Origin of the sequence: Terribacillus saccharophilus, from assembly GCF_000725365.1 — a bacterium.
GTDB classification, from domain to species: Bacteria; Bacillota; Bacilli; order Bacillales; family Amphibacillaceae; genus Terribacillus; species Terribacillus saccharophilus.
On sequence record NZ_CP008876.1, the window covers coordinates 160991 to 179609 of the forward strand.

At 43.1% G+C, this 18619-nt stretch carries 16 protein-coding genes; 13 read left to right on the top strand and 3 right to left on the bottom strand.

Going from position 1 to position 18619, the window contains the following annotated elements:
* Positions 1 to 22: 22 nt before the first annotated feature.
* The gene (locus GZ22_RS00820) at positions 23 to 1132 is read right to left on the bottom strand and encodes an NADH-dependent flavin oxidoreductase (protein WP_038557762.1); all 1110 of its coding nucleotides are present in this window, start codon (positions 1130 to 1132) and stop codon (positions 23 to 25) included.
* Positions 1133 to 1296: 164 nt separating this feature from the next.
* Here GZ22_RS00820 and GZ22_RS00825 point away from each other — a divergent pair, with 164 nt between their 5' ends.
* The 3 genes from GZ22_RS00825 (at position 1297) to ptsG (ending at position 5009) form a co-directional block, all read left to right on the top strand.
* Complete coding sequence (locus tag GZ22_RS00825) at positions 1297 to 1791, top strand: hypothetical protein (protein WP_038557764.1); 495 nt, start codon at positions 1297 to 1299, stop codon at positions 1789 to 1791.
* Positions 1792 to 1916: 125 nt separating this feature from the next.
* Positions 1917 to 2759, top strand: coding sequence for a glucose PTS transporter transcription antiterminator GlcT (glcT, locus tag GZ22_RS00830; protein ID WP_038557766.1), 843 nt, complete (start codon positions 1917 to 1919; stop codon positions 2757 to 2759).
* Positions 2760 to 2921: 162 nt separating this feature from the next.
* The gene (ptsG, locus tag GZ22_RS00835; protein ID WP_038557768.1) at positions 2922 to 5009 is read left to right on the top strand and encodes a glucose-specific PTS transporter subunit IIBC; all 2088 of its coding nucleotides are present in this window, start codon (positions 2922 to 2924) and stop codon (positions 5007 to 5009) included.
* Between the two features lie 36 nt (positions 5010 to 5045).
* Here the strand turns inward: ptsG and GZ22_RS00840 are convergent, their stop codons facing one another.
* Entirely contained in the window at positions 5046 to 5405 is a 360-nt protein-coding gene (locus GZ22_RS00840; RefSeq protein WP_038557770.1) for a winged helix-turn-helix transcriptional regulator, read from the bottom strand.
* Positions 5406 to 5543: 138 nt separating this feature from the next.
* Between GZ22_RS00840 and GZ22_RS00845 the strand changes: the two genes are divergently transcribed.
* Together GZ22_RS00845 and GZ22_RS00850 are read left to right on the top strand one after the other, a co-directional pair.
* Entirely contained in the window at positions 5544 to 6743 is a 1200-nt protein-coding gene (locus GZ22_RS00845) for an MFS transporter (protein ID WP_038557773.1), read from the top strand.
* Positions 6721 to 7548 carry an aldo/keto reductase gene (locus GZ22_RS00850; protein ID WP_038557775.1) on the top strand — a complete coding sequence of 276 codons (828 nt, stop codon included), beginning with the start codon at positions 6721 to 6723 and terminating at the stop codon, positions 7546 to 7548. The genes GZ22_RS00845 and GZ22_RS00850 overlap by 23 nt, the downstream gene beginning before the upstream one ends.
* A gap of 46 nt (positions 7549 to 7594) precedes the next feature.
* Here GZ22_RS00850 and GZ22_RS00855 read toward each other — a convergent pair whose 3' ends face one another.
* Positions 7595 to 11029: a hypothetical protein gene (locus GZ22_RS00855; protein WP_038557777.1), complete on the bottom strand. Its 3435-nt coding sequence runs from the start codon at positions 11027 to 11029 to the stop codon at positions 7595 to 7597.
* A gap of 156 nt (positions 11030 to 11185) precedes the next feature.
* Here GZ22_RS00855 and fabI point away from each other — a divergent pair, with 156 nt between their 5' ends.
* The 8 genes from fabI to GZ22_RS00895 all read left to right on the top strand — a co-directional run bounded on the left by fabI (position 11186) and on the right by GZ22_RS00895 (position 18599).
* Positions 11186 to 11968: an enoyl-ACP reductase FabI gene (gene fabI / locus GZ22_RS00860; RefSeq protein WP_038557779.1), complete on the top strand. Its 783-nt coding sequence runs from the start codon at positions 11186 to 11188 to the stop codon at positions 11966 to 11968.
* A 254-nt stretch (positions 11969 to 12222) separates the two neighbouring features.
* Complete coding sequence (locus tag GZ22_RS00865; RefSeq protein ID WP_038557781.1) at positions 12223 to 12606, top strand: GntR family transcriptional regulator; 384 nt, start codon at positions 12223 to 12225, stop codon at positions 12604 to 12606.
* Entirely contained in the window at positions 12603 to 13499 is an 897-nt protein-coding gene (locus tag GZ22_RS00870; protein WP_038557784.1) for an ABC transporter ATP-binding protein, read from the top strand. Before GZ22_RS00865 ends, GZ22_RS00870 begins: the two co-directional genes overlap by 4 nt.
* Complete coding sequence (locus GZ22_RS00875; RefSeq protein ID WP_038557786.1) at positions 13474 to 15411, top strand: DUF6449 domain-containing protein; 1938 nt, start codon at positions 13474 to 13476, stop codon at positions 15409 to 15411. The genes GZ22_RS00870 and GZ22_RS00875 overlap by 26 nt, the downstream gene beginning before the upstream one ends.
* A 3-nt stretch (positions 15412 to 15414) precedes the next feature.
* Positions 15415 to 15966: an RNA polymerase sigma factor gene (locus tag GZ22_RS00880; protein ID WP_051747903.1), complete on the top strand. Its 552-nt coding sequence runs from the start codon at positions 15415 to 15417 to the stop codon at positions 15964 to 15966.
* 140 nt (positions 15967 to 16106) lie between these two features.
* Positions 16107 to 16445, top strand: a complete 339-nt coding sequence (locus GZ22_RS00885; protein ID WP_051747906.1) for a Na-translocating system protein MpsC family protein — start codon at positions 16107 to 16109, stop codon at positions 16443 to 16445.
* A 165-nt stretch (positions 16446 to 16610) separates the two neighbouring features.
* Positions 16611 to 17660, top strand: coding sequence for an ABC transporter substrate-binding protein (locus tag GZ22_RS00890; protein ID WP_051747907.1), 1050 nt, complete (start codon positions 16611 to 16613; stop codon positions 17658 to 17660).
* A gap of 12 nt (positions 17661 to 17672) precedes the next feature.
* Positions 17673 to 18599, top strand: a complete 927-nt coding sequence (locus GZ22_RS00895; protein ID WP_038557790.1) for a nucleoside hydrolase — start codon at positions 17673 to 17675, stop codon at positions 18597 to 18599.
* Positions 18600 to 18619: the final 20 nt, after the last annotated feature.

An 18619-nucleotide genomic window follows, 5' to 3' on the forward strand; every position in this document is an offset into this window, starting at 1 on the left:
CATAATAGGATGCGCTTCGCTATTACTCTGCTTTTGTCGGAACCCAGCCTTTTGTTTGCAAGACGATATTCCAAAGCGTTTCTGTAAGACCGTGGTGATCCGCACGGGTAGGATCGATTAGACGGACGATTTCGTCTTCGCGTCCTTCTTTAAGCTTGGTAGCGAATTCTGGATCAATTAGCAATTCACGGCCTAAAGCAATCAGCGGGACACCAGTCGCTTTCGCTGCGGCTACATCTTCAGCAGAATACAAGGATCCAACGCCGATCAATGGTATTTTGTTATTGATACGTTCTTTGATCAAATCAATACGTTTTGCATTTGTATCAGCACCGCGACGAGCTGTGGAATGGAAGTCCATCAACGATACATGCAGATAATCTAATGGTTTTTCAACAAGTGCATCAATTAACTCGAACGTTTCTTTCATCGTCAACCCTGGTGTTTCCGGTTCTTCTGGGGAGAAGCGGTAACCAACGATAAAGTCTTTTGAGCCATGCTTTTCCACAGCTTCCGTGACTTTGTCAATGATAGCCAATGGGAAGCGTAGACGCTCGCCCCACTCATCATCACGACGATTGGAGAATGGAGAATAAAACTGCTGAATGATATATCCGTTTGCACCATGGATTTCTACGCCATCAAATCCAGCTTCGATAGCACGGCGGGTAGCTTCACCAAAATCTTCTACAATTTGCTGCACCTCTGCAGTTTCCAATGCTCGCGGAGTAGCTGCTCCTTCTTTTTCGACAGCGCTTGGAGCAACGACATCTCCATTAGGCACAAGATCAGCAACTGCTTCACGTCCGCCGTGGTGCAGCTGGATGATTGCTTTTGCTCCTTCAGCCTTGATTGTATCTGCCTGCTTTTTTAAGCCAGGAATGTCTGTATCGTGGGCGACAGAAGGCTGTCCAGGGAACGCTTTCCCGCTATCAGATACATTGGATGCAGCTGTGATAACCAAGCCGATATCCTTGGAGCGCTGCGCGATATATGGAAGTTCCTGATCAGAAATCGTTCCATCAGGATTGGAAGAGTAATGTGTCATCGGAGCGAGTACGAAGCGGTTTTTCAACGTAACGCCATTTGGTAAAGTTAAACTCTCGAAAAGAGAAGCGTATTTTTCATTCATGGGAAATATTCCTCCTTTGTATGGACTATATTCTAGAGACTTGTGAAAAAGGTAGCAAACAAAATGCTCATTCGTAAGCGAGTTATTATTTGTAACAGGCATCTGCAAAAAAACTTGCGGCCATGCTATACTGTTGGAACAACAAAGACAGGAGCAACGATTGTATGTTGAACAAATATGATTATTATTATGGTGCCTTCCTTTCTAAGCTTGTATCCATGCAGATTGTACCTGCACTGATCGAAGAAAGTAAGGAAAGACGGGTTTACCAGCTGGAAACAGGATCGAATCGGATGAAAGTGTACTCCAAGTACGCGACAAGCTCCACTAATACGTGGAATTTCCGCTTCTCGGATGAAGAAAGAGAACGTCTGCTGCAATGGTCTGATGAAGAGCGACACCAGCTGTTTGTGCTGATCTGCAGTAAGAAAGATCTTCTTGGCGGAGAAATCGCAATCCTGACATTCGACCAGCTGCTGGCGTGTATGGATGTACGAGAGAAATATAAAGAAGCCAGCTGCCGTGTTGCTATCAGGAAAAAGAAGCATAGCCCGTTCCTTTATGCATATGGTACTTCCCGCAGCCTGGACGATGCCTTGCCGCTAACGCGTAATTTCGCGGATTTATTATTGCATACATCGATACCAGAGCCCGTATAAAGAAGTGTATAGCAAAAAATAGCTATACATTTTTTCTATATAGGAAAGAAAGCGGATTCAAAAAGTTACACAAAGGACTAATTATCTATTACAATATCGGTATGAATAATAAAAGGAGATAATCTATGGGGAATTCCTTTTCTGTCCAAAAGGTGTTGAACAACAATGTACTTATTGCTGAAAACGAAGCAGCGAAAGAAGTCGTCCTGATCGGTAAAGGAGTTGGTTTCGGGAAGAAAGCAGGCAGCAGATTGGAGGAAGGTGCATTTGAAAAGCTGTTTGTCCTTCAAGATGAAAAAGAGCAAAACAGCTACAAACAGATGCTGAATCATATCGATGAAGAGCTTGTTGCAGTAATGAATGATGTGATTTATTTAATAGCAAAACGAATGGAGCATCCGCTGAATGAACATATCCATGTCGGATTGACGGACCATTTAGCTTTTGCGATGAAACGGCTGGAACAAGGCTTAGGTATCAAAAACCCCTTTGCTGTGGAAACAAAATTCATTTATCCAAAAGAATATACAGTAGCTAGTGAGGCAGTATCATTATTAAACGAACGGCTTGGCATCGAACTTCCAGACGGGGAAATCGGTTTTATCGCCTTGCATATTCACAGTGCCTGTATCAATCAGCCAGTAGGAGAGCTAAGTCAATATACAAGACTTATCGCACAGATGTTCCAGGTGATCGAGAAGAGTTTAGCCATTACAGTGGATCGCGAAAGCATCAATTATATAAGACTCGTCCGTCATTTCCGATTTGCAATCGACAGGATAAAACGGGGAGAGGAAGTCCGAGAGCCGGACAAGATTATGACCCTATTGAAAAATGAATACCCGCTATGCTATAATACTGCTTGGAAGCTAGTCAAAATATTACAGCAAACGTTAAAACGTCCAGTGCAAGAAGCGGAGACGGTCTATCTCACTTTGCATCTGTACCGTTTGACCAATAAATTATAATGTGCATTACATTTATACGTGTAACTGAACTGATCAGGCATGAGGATAAAAGGATGCGCAAGAAGAATCTTATTCTTTTTGTGTAATATTCTTTATCGCTCATGTCTTTTTTATTAGCTTATTTGTAACCGTTATCAACCGTGAAAATCGGAGGTCAAGAAGATGAAAAATGCTTTTGGTGTTTTGCAGAAGATTGGACGAGCACTTATGCTGCCTGTCGCAATCCTTCCTGCTGCCGGTATTTTGCTGGCATTGGGAGATGCATTGCAGAACCCGGATTTGATTGGGAATATCGGCTTTTTGAACAATGCTTGGGTGCAGCTCATTGCTTCGGTCATGCAAAGTGCCGGCTATATCGTATTTGATAACTTACCGTTGCTATTTGCGGTGGGTGTTGCCATTGGACTTGCGAATGGGGATGGCGTGGCAGGTATTGCTGCGATCATCGGTTATCTGACCATGAACGCGACGATGGGGGCGGTGCTTATCGCTAATGGCAGTATTCCGGAAGGTGCTGTGGAACAAGCAGAATTCTTTGCGGGGAATAATCCGGCCTATACGACGATGCTCGGAATCCCGACTCTCGCCACAGGAGTATTCGGCGGGATCATTGTCGGTGTGCTGGCAGCCATTATGTTCAATAGATTTTATAAGATTGAATTGCCGCAGTATCTGGGGTTCTTCGCCGGGAAGCGTTTTGTTCCAATCGTGACATCTATTGCGGCATTGGCGCTTGGTCTGATGATGCTTGTAGTCTGGCCGCCAATCCAACATGGATTGAATAGCTTCTCGAGTGGCCTGTTATCTTCCAATATGACGCTGACGGCTTTCATTTTCGGTGTCATTGAGCGGGCGTTGATTCCGTTCGGATTGCATCATATCTTTTATTCACCGTTTTGGTATGAATTCTTCAGCTATACAAATGCGGCTGGTGAACTGATCCGTGGGGATCAGCGTATTTTCATGGCACAAATCAGAGACGGGGCAGAACTGACAGCAGGTACATTCATGACAGGAAGATATCCGTTCATGATGTTCGGCTTACCTGCGGCAGCGTTGGCTATTTATCACGAAGCAAGCCCCAAAAGGAAGAAAGTTGTTGCTGGGTTGATGGGGTCGGCGGCACTGACTTCCTTCTTGACAGGAATCACCGAACCGCTGGATTTCTCTTTCCTGTTCGTAGCACCACTATTGTACGCTGTACACTGTGTATTTGCCGGGCTCTCCTATATGACGATGTACATGCTGGATATTAAAGTCGGAATGACATTCTCCGGTGGATTCATTGATTTCTTCCTCTACGGAATCCTGCCTAACCGGACTGATTGGTGGCTGGTCATTCCAGTAGGGCTGGTTTTTGCGGTAATCTACTATTTTGGATTCCGATTTGCTATTCGTAAATTCAATCTCATGACGCCAGGCCGTGAAAGAGGAGTGGAAGAAGTAACAAACGAAAGTAATGCTAAGACTGGAGGAATAGCGTATCACGTGCTTGAAGCAATGGGTAATAAAGAAAATATCAAGTATTTAGACGCATGTCTCACACGTCTTCGAGTCACAGTGAATGATAAAAACAAAGTTGATAAAAATGCACTGAAGAAACTAGGAGCAGCGGGTGTGCTGGAAGTCGGCAACAATATGCAGGCTATCTTTGGACCGAAATCGGAGGGGCTGAAAGAGCAGATGCAGGATATTATAACTGGCAAAAGTTCGAGTCCACAAATTGAAGCTGCATCTGCGACAGAAGTGGTCGGGAATGCTATATCAAACCCACTTCAGAATGATCCGAAAGCGGATGTATTTGTTATCCCGATGTCTGGAACACTTCGTCACTTGGAAGACGTACCTGATGTGGTCTTCTCTGAAAAATTGATGGGAGATGGCTTTGCAATCGAACCTGTCGATGGGACAGTCGTTTCTCCGGTTAATGGGAAAGTCATCAACATTTTCCCGACAAAGCATGCCATTGGCTTGGAGGCAGACACTGGTCGTGAGGTGCTGATTCACATTGGATTGGAAACAGTTAATTTGAAGGGTGAGGGATTCGAGGTATTCGTGAAAGAGGGGGACCGGGTCACTGCGGGTCAAAAGATCGCGGAAGCTGACCTCGCAAAAATTGAACCACACGTCCCATCCTTGCTGACCCCGGTTGTGTTCACGAATCTGGGATCTGCTGAAAGAGTTGTCTTTAAAGAGGGAGAGCAAGTCAAAGCGGAACAGAAAAACAAAGTTAAAATCGAAACATTTTAAGAAAAAACAGCTATAGCGACTATGCTATAGCTGTTTTCATTCGTTTAGATACGTCTTTTCCAGATAGTCTTCTTTATTTCCATATACCTTGACGATGTGAGATTCACCCCAGCTGCACAAGGAATCTAGTATCACTTTCAAACTCCATCCATACTCGCTCAGCTCGTATTCGACACGCGGCGGTAGCTCGTGGTATTGGATACGATTAATAATTCCATCTGCCTCCAACTCCCGGAGCTGCTGAGTGAGCATTTTTTGGGAGATATTCGGCATAAGCCGCTTTAATTCGCTTGTCCGTTTCTTTCCGTGTGTCAGATGGCAAAGAATAACGGTTTTCCACTTCCCGCCGATCACTTCAAGTGTTGCTTCGACACTAATATTATATTTCTTTTGCATCGTCTATTCTCCTTATATAGGTACTAAATGGTGCCTATAGCACAAAAAAGTACGTACTGTTCAATATGAATCCCATACGACATAATAACATTACTCCGGCTGAGGCGGGAGATAAAAGAATCGGAAAGGAAATGTAATATGAAAGGAAAACAAACCTTTGCCTTGATCGCTTTGGCTATTACAGCTTTTGCGATTGGCACAACAGAATTCATCAGTGTGGGTCTGTTGCCGTTGATTGCGGATGACTTTCACTCATCAGTGCAGGCGGCCGGACTTACAGTGTCCCTATATGCCATCGGGGTCGTCGTCGGTGCTCCGATCCTGACACCGATGCTTTCCAGTATACCGAAAAAGAAGCAGCTTCTATTGGTTATGCTTGTCTTTTTAATAGGTAATAGTATTGCCGCTGTGGCTCCTAATATGTCTGTGCTGCTGACGGCTCGTTTCATCTCAGCGCTTGCGCACGGCGTATTTATGTCTATCGGCTCGACAATTGCTGCTAGTTTAGTTCCGCCAAATAAGCGGGCAGGAGCAATAAGTATCATGTTCACTGGACTTACCGTAGCGACTATAACGGGAGTTCCATTCGGCACATTCATCGGTCAGCAGCTGGATTGGCGAATCGCTTTTCTATTCATCGTAGTTATTGGGATTCTCGCTAGCTTGGCTAATCTGGCATTGCTGCCAAATACACTGCCTAAAGGCGTCAAAGTTCGCCTCAAAGATCAAACTAGCCTCTTACGGTCACTACCTATCGTACTTGTTCTGCTTATTACAGCGCTCGGTTATGGAGGAACATTCGTTGTCTTTACGTATTTGTCACCACTTCTGCAGCAAATAAGCGGATTTCAGCCAGAGACTGTAACATGGCTGCTGCTTGTATATGGTGTGGCGGTAGCAGTCGGGAATATTGCAGGTGGAAGACTTGCGAATAGGCGGCCGGTTCATGCTTTATTTTATATGTTTGCCATACAGGCAATTGTGCTTGCAGCTTTGTACATCACGTTACCAGTCAAAGGAATCGGCTTGCTGTTCATTCTGCTTATGGGATTGTTCGCGTTTATGAACGTTCCGGGTTTGCAGTCGTATATCGTTGTGCTTGCCGAACGGCTCGTACCGCAGGCAGTCGATATAGCTTCTGCCTGGAATATTGCGGCTTTCAACGCTGGAATTGCCCTTGGATCTTATTTGGGCGGAGTCATTACAGAGCGACTTGGCCTGCTTCATACAAGCTGGGTAGCAGCCATTATGGTTGCAGCAGCAGTTGGTTTAACAGCAATTTCGAGAAAACTAGAAAACAAAGGAGAAATATCTCATGAAATCAGTAAAGCTCAATAACGGCAACTCTATGCCAATACTAGGTTACGGTGTCTTCCGTGTAGAAGATGGAAAGGATTTAGCTGATAAAGTCTACTTTGCTATTGAGCAAGGCTATCGCAGCATTGATACAGCTGCTATTTACGGAAACGAGGCAAGTGTCGGTCAAGGGATTAACCGGGCCATCCAAGCAGGTTTAGTGAAAAGAGAAGAGCTATTTGTCACATCTAAAGTGTGGAATGCAGGGCTGACGTTTGAACAAACAAAAGCAGCTTATCAAGAGAGCTTGGAGAAAATGCAGCTTGAGTATCTAGATCTTTATTTAATCCATTGGCCTGGAAAAGATAAGTTCTTAGAAGCCTATCGAGCACTGGAAGAACTGTACCAAGAGAAGAAAGTGAAAGCGATTGGTGTAAGCAACTTCCAAGTACATCATCTAGAAAAATTATTAAGTGCCGCATCTGTTGTGCCAGCAGTCAATCAGGTAGAATTCCACCCGCGTTTAATCCAAGAGCAGCTGCGTGCATACACGAAGGAAAAGGGTATTCTTTTGGAAGCTTGGTCTCCGCTTATGAACGGAGAGCTACTAGCGCAGCCTTTGCTGCAGGAGCTTTCTGCTAAATACGGGAAGTCACCGGCTCAGATTGTACTTCGCTGGGATATTCAGCATGATGTCATCACGATACCAAAATCAATGACAGAAAAACGTATTATTGAAAATAAGGAAGTCTTTGATTTCGAAATTCAACCAGAAGATATGGAGCGTTTGGATCAATTGGATGATGGTACCCGCAGCGGACCGCATCCGGATGAATTCGATTTTTAAATAAAAAAGAAAGGAAGCTGTCTATACGCAGACAGCTTCCTTTCTTTTATTTGTATTGCTTAAACCATTTTGTCCACCTGGATTTGCTTGCTTTCAGCAGAGATTCGGTGGTTCTGTCGTGCTTTTGCTTCTGATATTCAATAAAGCTGGCAGAAGCAATCAGCAGGAAGCCGGCTCCAATAAGATATAACCACCATGGTGCGCTGCCCCAAAGCGTGCGCGTGTTGAAGAATAAGTTAAATACGACGGTGATCGTACCCGTTAAGAAATACGCGCGATATTTTCGTAAGAAACCAATGACAGCAGCTAGTAAAGAAAGACTGCCGAGAGATAGGGCGTCATAAATAGTCATCGTAGACAGTCCATCGAGCACCAGGATGCCGAAACCAATTGTGAGCAAAACTAACTCGATATGCGGTGTCACATCAGGATCGTAGAAAAACAGCCGCATGATGATAAGAACTAGTAATGCAATTGGCACAACATAGAGCTCTGTTGTTAAATACGGACTTATGTCTGCAACCTGCAGCACAAGTATATAAGGATACAAACAAGATACGATGGCTGCCAGTCGTACATAACGTTTTTCAGCAGCAGGAGCTGTAGATATGCTGATCACAAATAACAGTGCAGGAACTGTCAAACCAAACAGTGTATCAGCAAGGCCGGATTCATACGCTGCAACTCCCGCCAGACTTCCTACAACGGTATAAACGATAGAGCCAATCCGATATACATCTATTCTATTCCAAACAGAATTCTTGTCTGCTTCTGCAACGAAAGATTGGTAATTACTGAAGCTGGTAATAGCTAATCCTGCTGCCCCCGCCAGCAGTAAGTAAGCTGTACGGATTTCTTGGCCGATGCTTCCGTAGAGAAGCGTAATTGTGAGAAGTAACAGCAATGTACCGGCAGAAATGATGCTTAGCTGCCATTGATGCTGCTGATAGATTGCAATTACCCCGACAAGGATGGCAAGCAGGATGATTTGCCAGGAGAAAAGCATAGTAAGCTCTGCTAACGCGAACAGCAGAATAATGTTATAGGCAGTCAGCAGGCTGATCTTCAGTATAAAACGCCAGTTGGGCAAAAGCGCAAATACCAAGGCTATGCAAACTGTTGTCAAAGCAGCTGCCAATGTAAATTGATGACTCAGATTTGTGTACTGATCCAAATGAGTGATCGAGATAAGGAAGACAACTATAATACTGGCATTTGCAAATATATACTTTTCTATCGTTCTCGTCACAAAATGTGCAGACAACGCGAATTGGACGAGCGGAACAAGAAGCCAGATAGGCGGAACATAATCTAACAACTGTGCAAGCAATACCCATAGCGTACCAAAAATTATCAAAGCATGACTGCACCAGAAGAAGTAGACAGAACCAATTGGAGCCTTCTTCTTGATGTATAGACTAGCTGCAAAGAATAGCACGCCGCATAACAGCACATAAGCGGTTAATATATTTGAGTCCCTTATTCCGAATAGACTTTGCAGTGATGCGTATGTCACGATGATGGAGCCGAGCACGGCGACCCATAATGGATGTTTCCGAAAGACTTGAAGAGCCAATAACTGAATACCGACATTTATAAGTGAAACAATCGTAACGGTGATTGCTGGTAAATTCCACGAAAAGATGGCGAGCAAAACAGCGTAACTCTGTAAGATTTGACCGGTTAGGAAGAAAGATAAAAACAGTGGCCGGTATTGATATCTACGGCAAAGGAATGCAATTGCAATAGCTATCAATGCAATCCAAGTCGCGTGTCCTGAAATACCAACTTGTTCACGATAAAATTCATTTTCGGTATACAGACGGTAACCACCGAGTAATAACGCTGCAATCAAGCTAATTGGTGTAACAATCTTACTGATAAGCACAACTTCTGCATTTTCTTTGCTGTAACAGAAGAAACCTGCCGTAGCCACTAATAGCAGCAGATAACTATTTGCTTCATAATATCCATAACTATGATTCACTAGAAATATAGGTATGGCAGATCCAATAGCTGTCCAGTTTATCGTAGCTTGGAATGGCTTCAAAAGTGATATCCTTCTCGGCCAAATATAATTGTATGCAAGCCCAATGAAAGATAGTGTTGCGAATACACTTGTGCGAATCCAGATTGAGGCACCAGCCATATAAAGCAGCCAATAGACGACAATCAGGAACAGTCCGACGCTAGGATAGCTGTAGTAAACTTTGCGTGATGCAGCCGTCCAAATTGTATACTGAACCAGCAGGAATAAAATCCCGATCAAGTACGCCCAATTAAATTCGAAATAATAGATAAGACTTGTGAAAAAGAATAGAAGAAAGCCATTTATTGCATGGATGAAACTTTCATAGACCACTTGCATCCAGCGAGGCAGACGCCATGTTAACAGAACGAGAACGAATCCTAGGCCTATGAATTGTCCAAAGAACATGTTGAAATAAGAATCAATCTCCAAAAGAAGTAAGATGCTGCCAATCAAGGTAAAGGCGATAAAGCCAAGATGGTAGAGTTTGCTGAAGTTCTTGGCGGCCAGAATCAATGCGTTAATTCCAATCACCAATAAAGTCAGATCATACGTAATGGCGCTGCTCATCAAAATAATTGTGATAATGGCTTCTGTTCCAAGCTTCATTTGCAGATAATATGGCCAATAGTGCTGCAGTGTCTGAAGTTTGAATGAATTGCGGATCGTTCGCTCGAACAAAAGCAGCAGCAAATTGGCTAGCTGTAAACAGAATAGAAATGCACTATATGTAGTCGTCACATACAGCAGTGCTGAGATTAGTGTCGACGATAAGCCGACATAGGTCACCCAAATGAATGCTTTTGAGCCTGTGCGTGCTGCCACTGCATAGTACAAAGCTGTACAGCTTAACGCTGCAATGGTTCCGATTAAGGCTGCTCCATCACCACCGAAGGACAAATAACTGCCAAACAGCTGGTAATAAGATGCCGAGAAAATGACAATCGGCACAAACAGCGCTGCAAGCATTAAGAACGCGAAGGCTGTCTGTGGAATCCTGACCTTATAGCTGATATAACTCAAGCCTGCGAAAAGGAAAGGAATCAAGCTGATTAATAACACTTTTCCTAATGAAGAGAAGTTTCCCCAGTTGGAAGTACCGAGATATAATCCGCCAAAGAAAAGCATAATGATTCCTAGGACAAGAATGATTGTGAGATTGCGTTCCCGGATTTGCTCCGGAGTCTTTTGTTTTTTAAAGGATGAATTTGCATATACAGCCGGTTTTGGTACAGGTTGCGTTTGTACTGCTGTTGCAGCTGTTTGCTGCATAGGTACTGAATCTTTTTGCGTCTGTGCTTCTTTGTGTTTTGAAGAATCATCTTGCCGCTTTCTTCGATTACCGTTTAAAGCGCTTGTGAATACTGCATCAGATATGTAGCCTTGATCGTATAAATCCTGGAGCCTTTTATCAAAACTGTCTCCAGGTTTATTAGGAGGCGTAGTATCCATCTTTTCACCTCGCAATTATTTGGTTGTTATTTCCAAACCCTATTATATAGAAGTGAGACTTGTCTGAACAGACGTGTCATTCCTTTCATTTCTGTTTTCTGTTATGATAGGCGGTAGAAAACGTGAACGAAATCGTTCATTAGAAGGAGAATGAAAATGAAGGATTTTCTACAATTACAGGATAAGCACATCGTTATCATGGGTGTGGCAAATGATCGCAGTATCGCATGGGGCGTTGCGCAATCATTGTATGCTGCTGGTGCGAAGCTGATTTTTACATATCGTCAGGAGCGTTCCGCTAAAAAGCTGAACAAGCTATTGGAAAAGAATGAAATGGAAGCATCAGTTATTCAGTGTGATGTTAACGATGATGACAGCATCGCATCTGCATTTGCAGAAATCAAAGACAAGTTCACAACTGTCCATGGTCTTGTGCATTCCGTTGCACATGCACATCAAGAGGATTTGAAAGGTGATTTCATCGACACTTCTCGTGACGGCTATGCATTTGCGCAGGATACAAGTGCGTATTCTTTAGTCGCTGTAGCAAAAGCTGTCCGCCCGATTATGTCAGAAGGCGGTTCCATTGTAACAATGAGCTACCTTGGTGCTGATCGTGTGCTTCAAGGCTACAACGTTATGGGTGTTGCTAAAGCAGCTTTGGAAGCAAGTGTACGTTACTTGGCAAATGATCTTGGTCCGGATAATATCCGTATTAACGCTATCTCTGCAGGTCCAATTCGTACATTGGCTGCAAAAGGCGTACCTTCTTTCAATGACATTCTTTCAAAAGTGGAGCATACTGCACCGCTTCGCCGTAATGTTTCTGCTGAAGAAGTTGGCGATATGACAGTTGGTTTACTGGGTGCTCTTTCACGCGGTGTAACTGGTGAGATCGTTTACGTGGATGCTGGCTTCAATATCATCGGTATTGGTTAACTTTAGCTAGCTTTAACCCGTTCTAATTATTATTAGAACGGGTTTTTTTATGTTCAGCAAAGAAGGCGGTAAAGCAGGAATGTAGCGCATTTGATTTCTATTTAATTATTGGAAAAGCTAGATCTTATGATCTGGCTTTTTATTTTTTGGAAAAAAGTGCTTCTCAAATGGAAATCGCTGGTGTATACTTTGGTGTATCAAGTGTACTACTATAACTAATACAGTTAATACACAAGCCTGGATGAGGTGAATACATGTTTGAACTTGACTTGCGAAGCGGCAAGCCGATTTATGAACAAATCGTTGATAAGTTTAAGGAACTGATCGTCAATCAAGTGCTGGAGACAGACGAGAAACTTCCTTCAGTAAGGGAACTCGCTCAGCAGCTGACAATCAATCCGAATACAATTCAGAAAGCATACCGAGAGCTTGAGAATCAAGAATTGATCTATTCCGTGAAAGGACGGGGAAGTTTCGTGAATGCGATTAGTACACAGGTCGATCCGCAAAAGGTGAAGCAAATGCAGGAAGAATTGAAAAAACTGCTGACAGAGGCACAGTATATCGGTATGACAGCTGATGAGATTCGGAATGTGGTGGAGCAGCAGCTGCGTAATGGGGGAGGAAGCGATACATGATCAAGGCAGTAGAAATAAGTAAAAGATTTGATCGGAAGCAAGTGTTGGATCAAGTTGGTTTCCAAGTGAGAAAAGGCACGATATACGGCCTGCTTGGCTCGAATGGCGCTGGGAAGACAACCATTATGCGTATTCTTGCTGGTATCCTGAAGCATGACAAAGGGTGTGTCCTCGTTGACGGCAAAACTGTATTTGAAAATGTAGCGTTGAAGCAGCGCATCATCTTTATGCCGGATATCCTTTATTTTCTTCCGCAATATACAGTAAAGCAGATGGGTCAATATTATGCTGATATGTATGCAAATTGGGATCAGCAGCGATATGACCAGCTGATCAGTCAATTCAAACTGGAGAACAAGAAAGTCTCTACCTTTTCAAAAGGAATGCAGCGGCAAGTTGCCTTCTGCCTAGCGCTAGCAGCGAAACCGGATTACCTGATTATGGATGAGCCGCTGGATGGATTAGACGCAGTTGTGCGGCAGCGAATTAAAGGTTTACTCATCAATGACGTAGCAGAAAGGGAGATGACGGTTCTTATTTCTTCCCATAATCTGCGGGAAATGGAAAACCTCTGTGACGACGTCGGTATTGTACATAAAGGAAAGATGATTCTGGAGCGCAATCTGGATGATATGAAAACAGAGGTTCAAAAGGTTCAGTTTGCTTTACGTAAAGGGCAGGATGTGAGTTTCTTAGAAGAATTAAATATCCTTCACCAGGAAAAACGCGGGAGTATCCATCTGCTGATCGTCAAATCAGACCATCAGGAGTTAGAAGAAATACTTGCAGCACAAAACCCAGTCGTACTGGATATGCTGCCGCTATCTCTGGAAGAAATCTTTATCTATGAAATGGGAGGTGCTGGCTATGCCATTGAAAACATCCTCGATTAAGAAGCAGATTATCCTGCATGATGTCCGACAGGCTGGATGGCTGAGTGTGCTGTATTTTTTGGCTTTGCTTTTAATTCTGCCAATACAGATCATCATCCAATACTCAAATCCACAGGCGCAAGAGTATATGGAAAAAGGGAATCTATTCTTATATATTCCTGAAGTCCAATGGCTACTGTCTATTACGGTGCCAGTGCTTCTAGGGATATTATTACTGCGCTACTTGCATAAGAAACAGGTATCCGATTTTATTCACAGTATGCCTGTTAAGAGGTCGTCATTATATCATCATCATTTAGTTGTTGGAATGGTGTTGTTATTTATTCCAATTATGTTAAATGCATTGATTCTGCTTGGTTTACAAGCTTTCTCTGGTATAGGTGATTATTTTAATATTATGCATGTGTTTTCTTGGCTAGGTATAATGCTGTTTCTTAATATTTTTATGCTATTAGCTACATTTTTCACTGGAATGGTAACTGGAATGTTTTCCATGCACTTTGTACTAACTTATATCTTAGTCTTACTTCCGGCGGGTCTTGTGCTTCTGCTAATTGCCAATATGAGTATTCTATTCGTTGGTTACCCAATGGAATATTATGCAGATATGGCCATTTTTAAATTTTCACCGATCTCGTATTTCTTGATCAACTTTACTCCTGATCCAGAATTGTCTTGGATTGTAATGTCACTATATGCAGCAGCAGGCATTTTATTATATCTTGCTGCATTCTGGTTATATGCTAACCGGCGAATGGAAGCTACTTCCCAAGCAATTGTGTATCCTTTCATGCGACCTGTTTTCCGGTACGGCGTAACCTTCTGCTTTATGATGGTAGGTGGATACTACTTTCATGCTATTTCGTCTTCGTTTGCATGGGTTATATTCGGCTATGTTGCAGGATCACTCCTCGGGTTTATTGTAGCTGAAGCGATATTGAATAAAACATGGAGAATATATAGTAACTACAAATCTTATCTAGTATTCGCAGTGTCCTTAGCTGTTGTTCTAATTGCTGTGAATCTAGTAAAAGAGAATTATGAGAATAAGATACCTTCTCCTGAAAACATTGTAAAAGTCTATTTTGGAGATTCCTATACTTATACAGAGGCTCCGGAATATTTGGAAGCAGGTATTAAACCGCTATTTTTCACAGATAAGCAAGATATTGAATTGGTTCGAGATTTACATGAGCAAGCAATAGAGGCTCCGAGAGCCGATAATTATTATGAAGGTGATCTGCGTTCTACGTTTATCGTTTATGAACTGAAAAACGGAAAGAAAGTAGCTAGATCATATACGTATTCTTTAGACGATAATCCAGAACTGAAAAGTCTACAATATGAGATCGAGGGATCAAATGCGTATAAGTATGCAAATAACGCTGTCTTCAATATTGCTCCGAATGAGATCTATGCTGTGGATGTGCAATCAAATGATATTAAGCAAAGCAGTGCTAGGATTTCCGATCCAGAATTGATTAATGCGCTCATTGAAGCCATCAAAAAAGACATCGAGCTCGAAGATCCACAGGCGGATTCAGAAGAATTACTAACTTATTCACTAGATCTCCTGACAAATAAAGATCAAGGTTACTATTATGCATCCTTCGATGACAGTGATAAGAATACAATTCAAGTATTACAGGATGCGGGGCTATATGATGATTTAAAAGTATATTCCGAAGATATATCTCGCATTGATTTAGAGAATTTTGAACGGAACAATACGGTAACGGTAGAGGATCCAGAAGAAATCAAGCAAATACTTAATCACGTTACTTACTACAGTGAAGAAGAGGATTCTTATTTTGTAACATTTAACCTTAATAGAGGACGGAGTACGGGGGAAGAGATGTCTATCGAATACGAAGACCTCCCCGAATCAATCAAAAATCAACTGGAGGAATAAAGCGTGGCAAGCGAGTGTGTATATGTGACGGAGTCGGTGTTTCAGCATATCTATTCGCTCTACCATCAGCGGGTTTATCACGCGGCTCAGAAGGTGCTGCGTGATCCGCAGTTGGCAGAGGATGCGGCGCAGGAAACGTTTATTAAGGCTTATCGGAATTTGGACAAGCTGGAGGATGTCTCGAAGGCGGGGGCATGGCTGGCAACGATTGCTTCTCGTACGGCTATTGATATGCTTCGTAAAGAAGGTAAACGCAAGTTCATTAGTATCGAGTTGGCGAGCTGGGAACTGGAGCAGCATTATCTCGAGCATATCGTGATTGAAGAAGTCGAGCTCCGGGAGACGAAGCGGGAACTGGAGCAGGATATTCGAAAGCTGAAGCCAAGACTCCAGGAAGTGCTGGCGCTGCGTTATGTGAAAGATATGAAGGAAAGTGAAATTGCTGCAACCCTATCTTTGACCAAATCAACAGTTAAAACCCGATTGTATAGGGCAAAGCAACTAATAAAAGCAGAGCGGGAATACCGCGATATGATAATGGTAAGAGAGACGTAATAAAACCTGTCTCTCTTTTTTTAGTGAACAATAACTTAATGCAAAACAGAAAAAAACATTTAAATCCGAACAATATATTGATTTGAGTTATTAAAGTATGTATAATGACCTTACCACATACATGACAGGTGGTTGTTGGCATGCTAGAGAATAGCAATGAAATCAAGAAGATGCTGTCACATATGTACAATGATGTGTCGAAGGAATTGTTCGGTGTCGGAACGACATTACTGAAGGTATCTATCGATCAGAACATCATCACCATCCAAGCCAAGCATCGGCGTTCTCCGCGATCTGCAGCTTTGGAAGGCGAGGCTCCTAGCTTGAAGCAGGAGGTCGACTTCCGGTTATCAATGCTGTACAAAAAACGCTTGGCAGAAAAACTTAATACCGAAACGGAATGGCACATTGAGTCAATACTACGAGATTATGACGCAGCCTCTCAACGTGCTTTCACCAATATTGTCTTAGGCAGTTAAGCCAACACCGGATTCATCTGGTTTACGGTTAACGCCATAGAAAAGCTTGATTGGTCTGACCTTTGTTGATCGAAGAGAAGATGATCTAGTAGAATGCTCGCATTCTATTAAGATTGTCTTCTTTTTTTGCTTTTATAAATCACTTATTATATGGGGGTTTTTCACATGAATGGTCGTATTAAAATGCTTTTAGGTTCAGCTGCAATCGCTTCTGCACTTACGTTATCTGCTTGTGGCAGTAATAGTGCTGGAGCTGGGAAAGAAAAGCTTGTCATCTCTACGTGGGGTTTCTCGGAAGATTTCTTCAATGAAGATGTGTATGCGCCATTTGAAGAGGAACACAATGTTGACATTGTGGTAGAAACAGGAAATAACGCGGAACGATTGAACAAAATACGACAAGGCAACTCAGACGTAGATCTAGTCTACCTATCTGATTATTACGCGCAGCAAGGTGTGGATGATGGTTTGTTCGAAGAGCTGGATTCTTCCAAGCTGACAAACTTGGATAAGATCTATGATGCAGCCAAGACTCCTAACGGTGAAGGATATGGACCGGCATACACAATCGGGCAGTTCGGAATTGCCTATAATCCTGAAATGGTGAAAGGATCTGTTACATCATGGAAGGATCTGTGGAATGCAGAGTGGGAAAGTAATGTAGCAATTCCTGGTATTACGACTACAACAGGACCGATGTTCCTTGATGCAGCTTCTAAAGTGAGCGGTAACGATTCATTCAATGAAGATGCAGCATTCAAACAGCTCGATGCGCTGAAGCCTAATATCGTCAATGAATACAATCAGACGTCTGAATTTGTCAATATGTTCGGACAAGGCGAGATTGCTGGCGGACCAATTATGGAAATGTACTTCAGCTCATTGAAGGAAGCAGTACCTGAAGCGGAATTTGTAACACCTGAAGAAGGCGGATATGCTGTCATGAATACAGTTAACGTAGTGAAGGACAGCGACCAAAAAGAATTGGCTGAAGAATTCATCAATTATCAGTTGAGTACAGAAGTACAAGAAAAAACAGCAAAAGCAAAGGTAGATTCTCCGGTTAATACAGAAGTGGTACTTTCCGATGAAGAGCAGGAAGGTGTTACGTACGGTGAAGATGTTATCGAGAAACTTAATGTCCTGCCAGCTGATTTCTTAGTCGAGAACTCTAAGCAGTGGATCGATCGCTGGAATAAAGAAGTGACCAAGTAAGGGGGGAGCATGATGAAGAAGGTTATATTGGATGTAGATACTGGTATTGATGATGCAATTGGTATCATGCTCGCTGTGAAAAGCGAGGCATTAGACGTTGTCGGTATCACGACAGTCAGCGGTAATGTCTCCTTAGAAACAGCCACTACTAACACAGCTAAAATACTTGATTTACTTGATGATCAAAAGACACCTATATTCGCCGGGGCTGCCAAACCGCTGACCCGGAAACCTCATTTCGAGCATCGTGTGCATGGCGAAGATGGAATCGGAGGAGCGCTAAAGGGTGTTGCTACGACCCGTGAGGTGCAAGAACAACCTGCGGTGGACTTTATACGAAATCAAGTTATGGCTGATCCAGGTAACATTACATTGATCATGACAGGTCCACTGACAAATCTGGCTGAGGCAGTGCAGCAGTATCCTGAGCTTGTATCGGCAGTCAAAGAAGTTATCTTTATGGGCGGTGTCGTGAAAGGAGTCGGCAATGTAACGCCAGTGGCAGAGTATAACATGTTCGCTGACCCAGAAGCGGCATCGATTGTCTTCGAGGCAGGGTTCCAGTCCTTAACACAAGTTGGTTTGGACGTTACGAGAAGCGCTTTGCTGAAGGATGAACATATTGATCAAATACAGAACCCAGTATTACAGGAGTACGTTCGGACAAGCACGGCGACATACCGCAATAGCTATTATGAGCGGAATGGAGTATGGGCCTGTGCGATGCATGATCCGCTAGCGGTTGCACTTGCAATCGATTCCGAGCTGGTAAAAACAGAATGGCTGCACGTCACAATGGAGACGAAGAGTACCTACTGTGATGGTCAGACAGTCTGCGATTTCCAAAACCGTCTAGGACATCCGGCGAATATGCATGTTTGTCTGGAGCTCGATGAAGCTCGTTTCTTCGATCTCTTTCTCAAGCTGTTAAACGCTTAGACAAAAGAACGGGAGTTAAT

What these genes read in the sequence shown, in the direction of transcription:
- GZ22_RS00820 (WP_038557762.1), bottom strand. Translation starts at nt 1,132, where the DNA reads ATGAATGAAAAATACGCTTCTCTTTTCGAGAGTTTAACTTTACCAAAT.
- GZ22_RS00825 (WP_038557764.1), top strand. Translation starts at nt 1,297, where the DNA reads ATGTTGAACAAATATGATTATTATTATGGTGCCTTCCTTTCTAAGCTT.
- glcT (WP_038557766.1), top strand. Translation starts at nt 1,917, where the DNA reads ATGGGGAATTCCTTTTCTGTCCAAAAGGTGTTGAACAACAATGTACTT.
- ptsG (WP_038557768.1), top strand. Translation starts at nt 2,922, where the DNA reads ATGAAAAATGCTTTTGGTGTTTTGCAGAAGATTGGACGAGCACTTATG.
- GZ22_RS00840 (WP_038557770.1), bottom strand. Translation starts at nt 5,405, where the DNA reads ATGCAAAAGAAATATAATATTAGTGTCGAAGCAACACTTGAAGTGATC.
- GZ22_RS00845 (WP_038557773.1), top strand. Translation starts at nt 5,544, where the DNA reads ATGAAAGGAAAACAAACCTTTGCCTTGATCGCTTTGGCTATTACAGCT.
- GZ22_RS00850 (WP_038557775.1), top strand. Translation starts at nt 6,721, where the DNA reads ATGAAATCAGTAAAGCTCAATAACGGCAACTCTATGCCAATACTAGGT.
- GZ22_RS00855 (WP_038557777.1), bottom strand. Translation starts at nt 11,029, where the DNA reads ATGGATACTACGCCTCCTAATAAACCTGGAGACAGTTTTGATAAAAGG.
- fabI (WP_038557779.1), top strand. Translation starts at nt 11,186, where the DNA reads ATGAAGGATTTTCTACAATTACAGGATAAGCACATCGTTATCATGGGT.
- GZ22_RS00865 (WP_038557781.1), top strand. Translation starts at nt 12,223, where the DNA reads ATGTTTGAACTTGACTTGCGAAGCGGCAAGCCGATTTATGAACAAATC.
- GZ22_RS00870 (WP_038557784.1), top strand. Translation starts at nt 12,603, where the DNA reads ATGATCAAGGCAGTAGAAATAAGTAAAAGATTTGATCGGAAGCAAGTG.
- GZ22_RS00875 (WP_038557786.1), top strand. Translation starts at nt 13,474, where the DNA reads ATGCCATTGAAAACATCCTCGATTAAGAAGCAGATTATCCTGCATGAT.
- GZ22_RS00885 (WP_051747906.1), top strand. Translation starts at nt 16,107, where the DNA reads ATGCTAGAGAATAGCAATGAAATCAAGAAGATGCTGTCACATATGTAC.
- GZ22_RS00890 (WP_051747907.1), top strand. Translation starts at nt 16,611, where the DNA reads ATGAATGGTCGTATTAAAATGCTTTTAGGTTCAGCTGCAATCGCTTCT.
- GZ22_RS00895 (WP_038557790.1), top strand. Translation starts at nt 17,673, where the DNA reads ATGAAGAAGGTTATATTGGATGTAGATACTGGTATTGATGATGCAATT.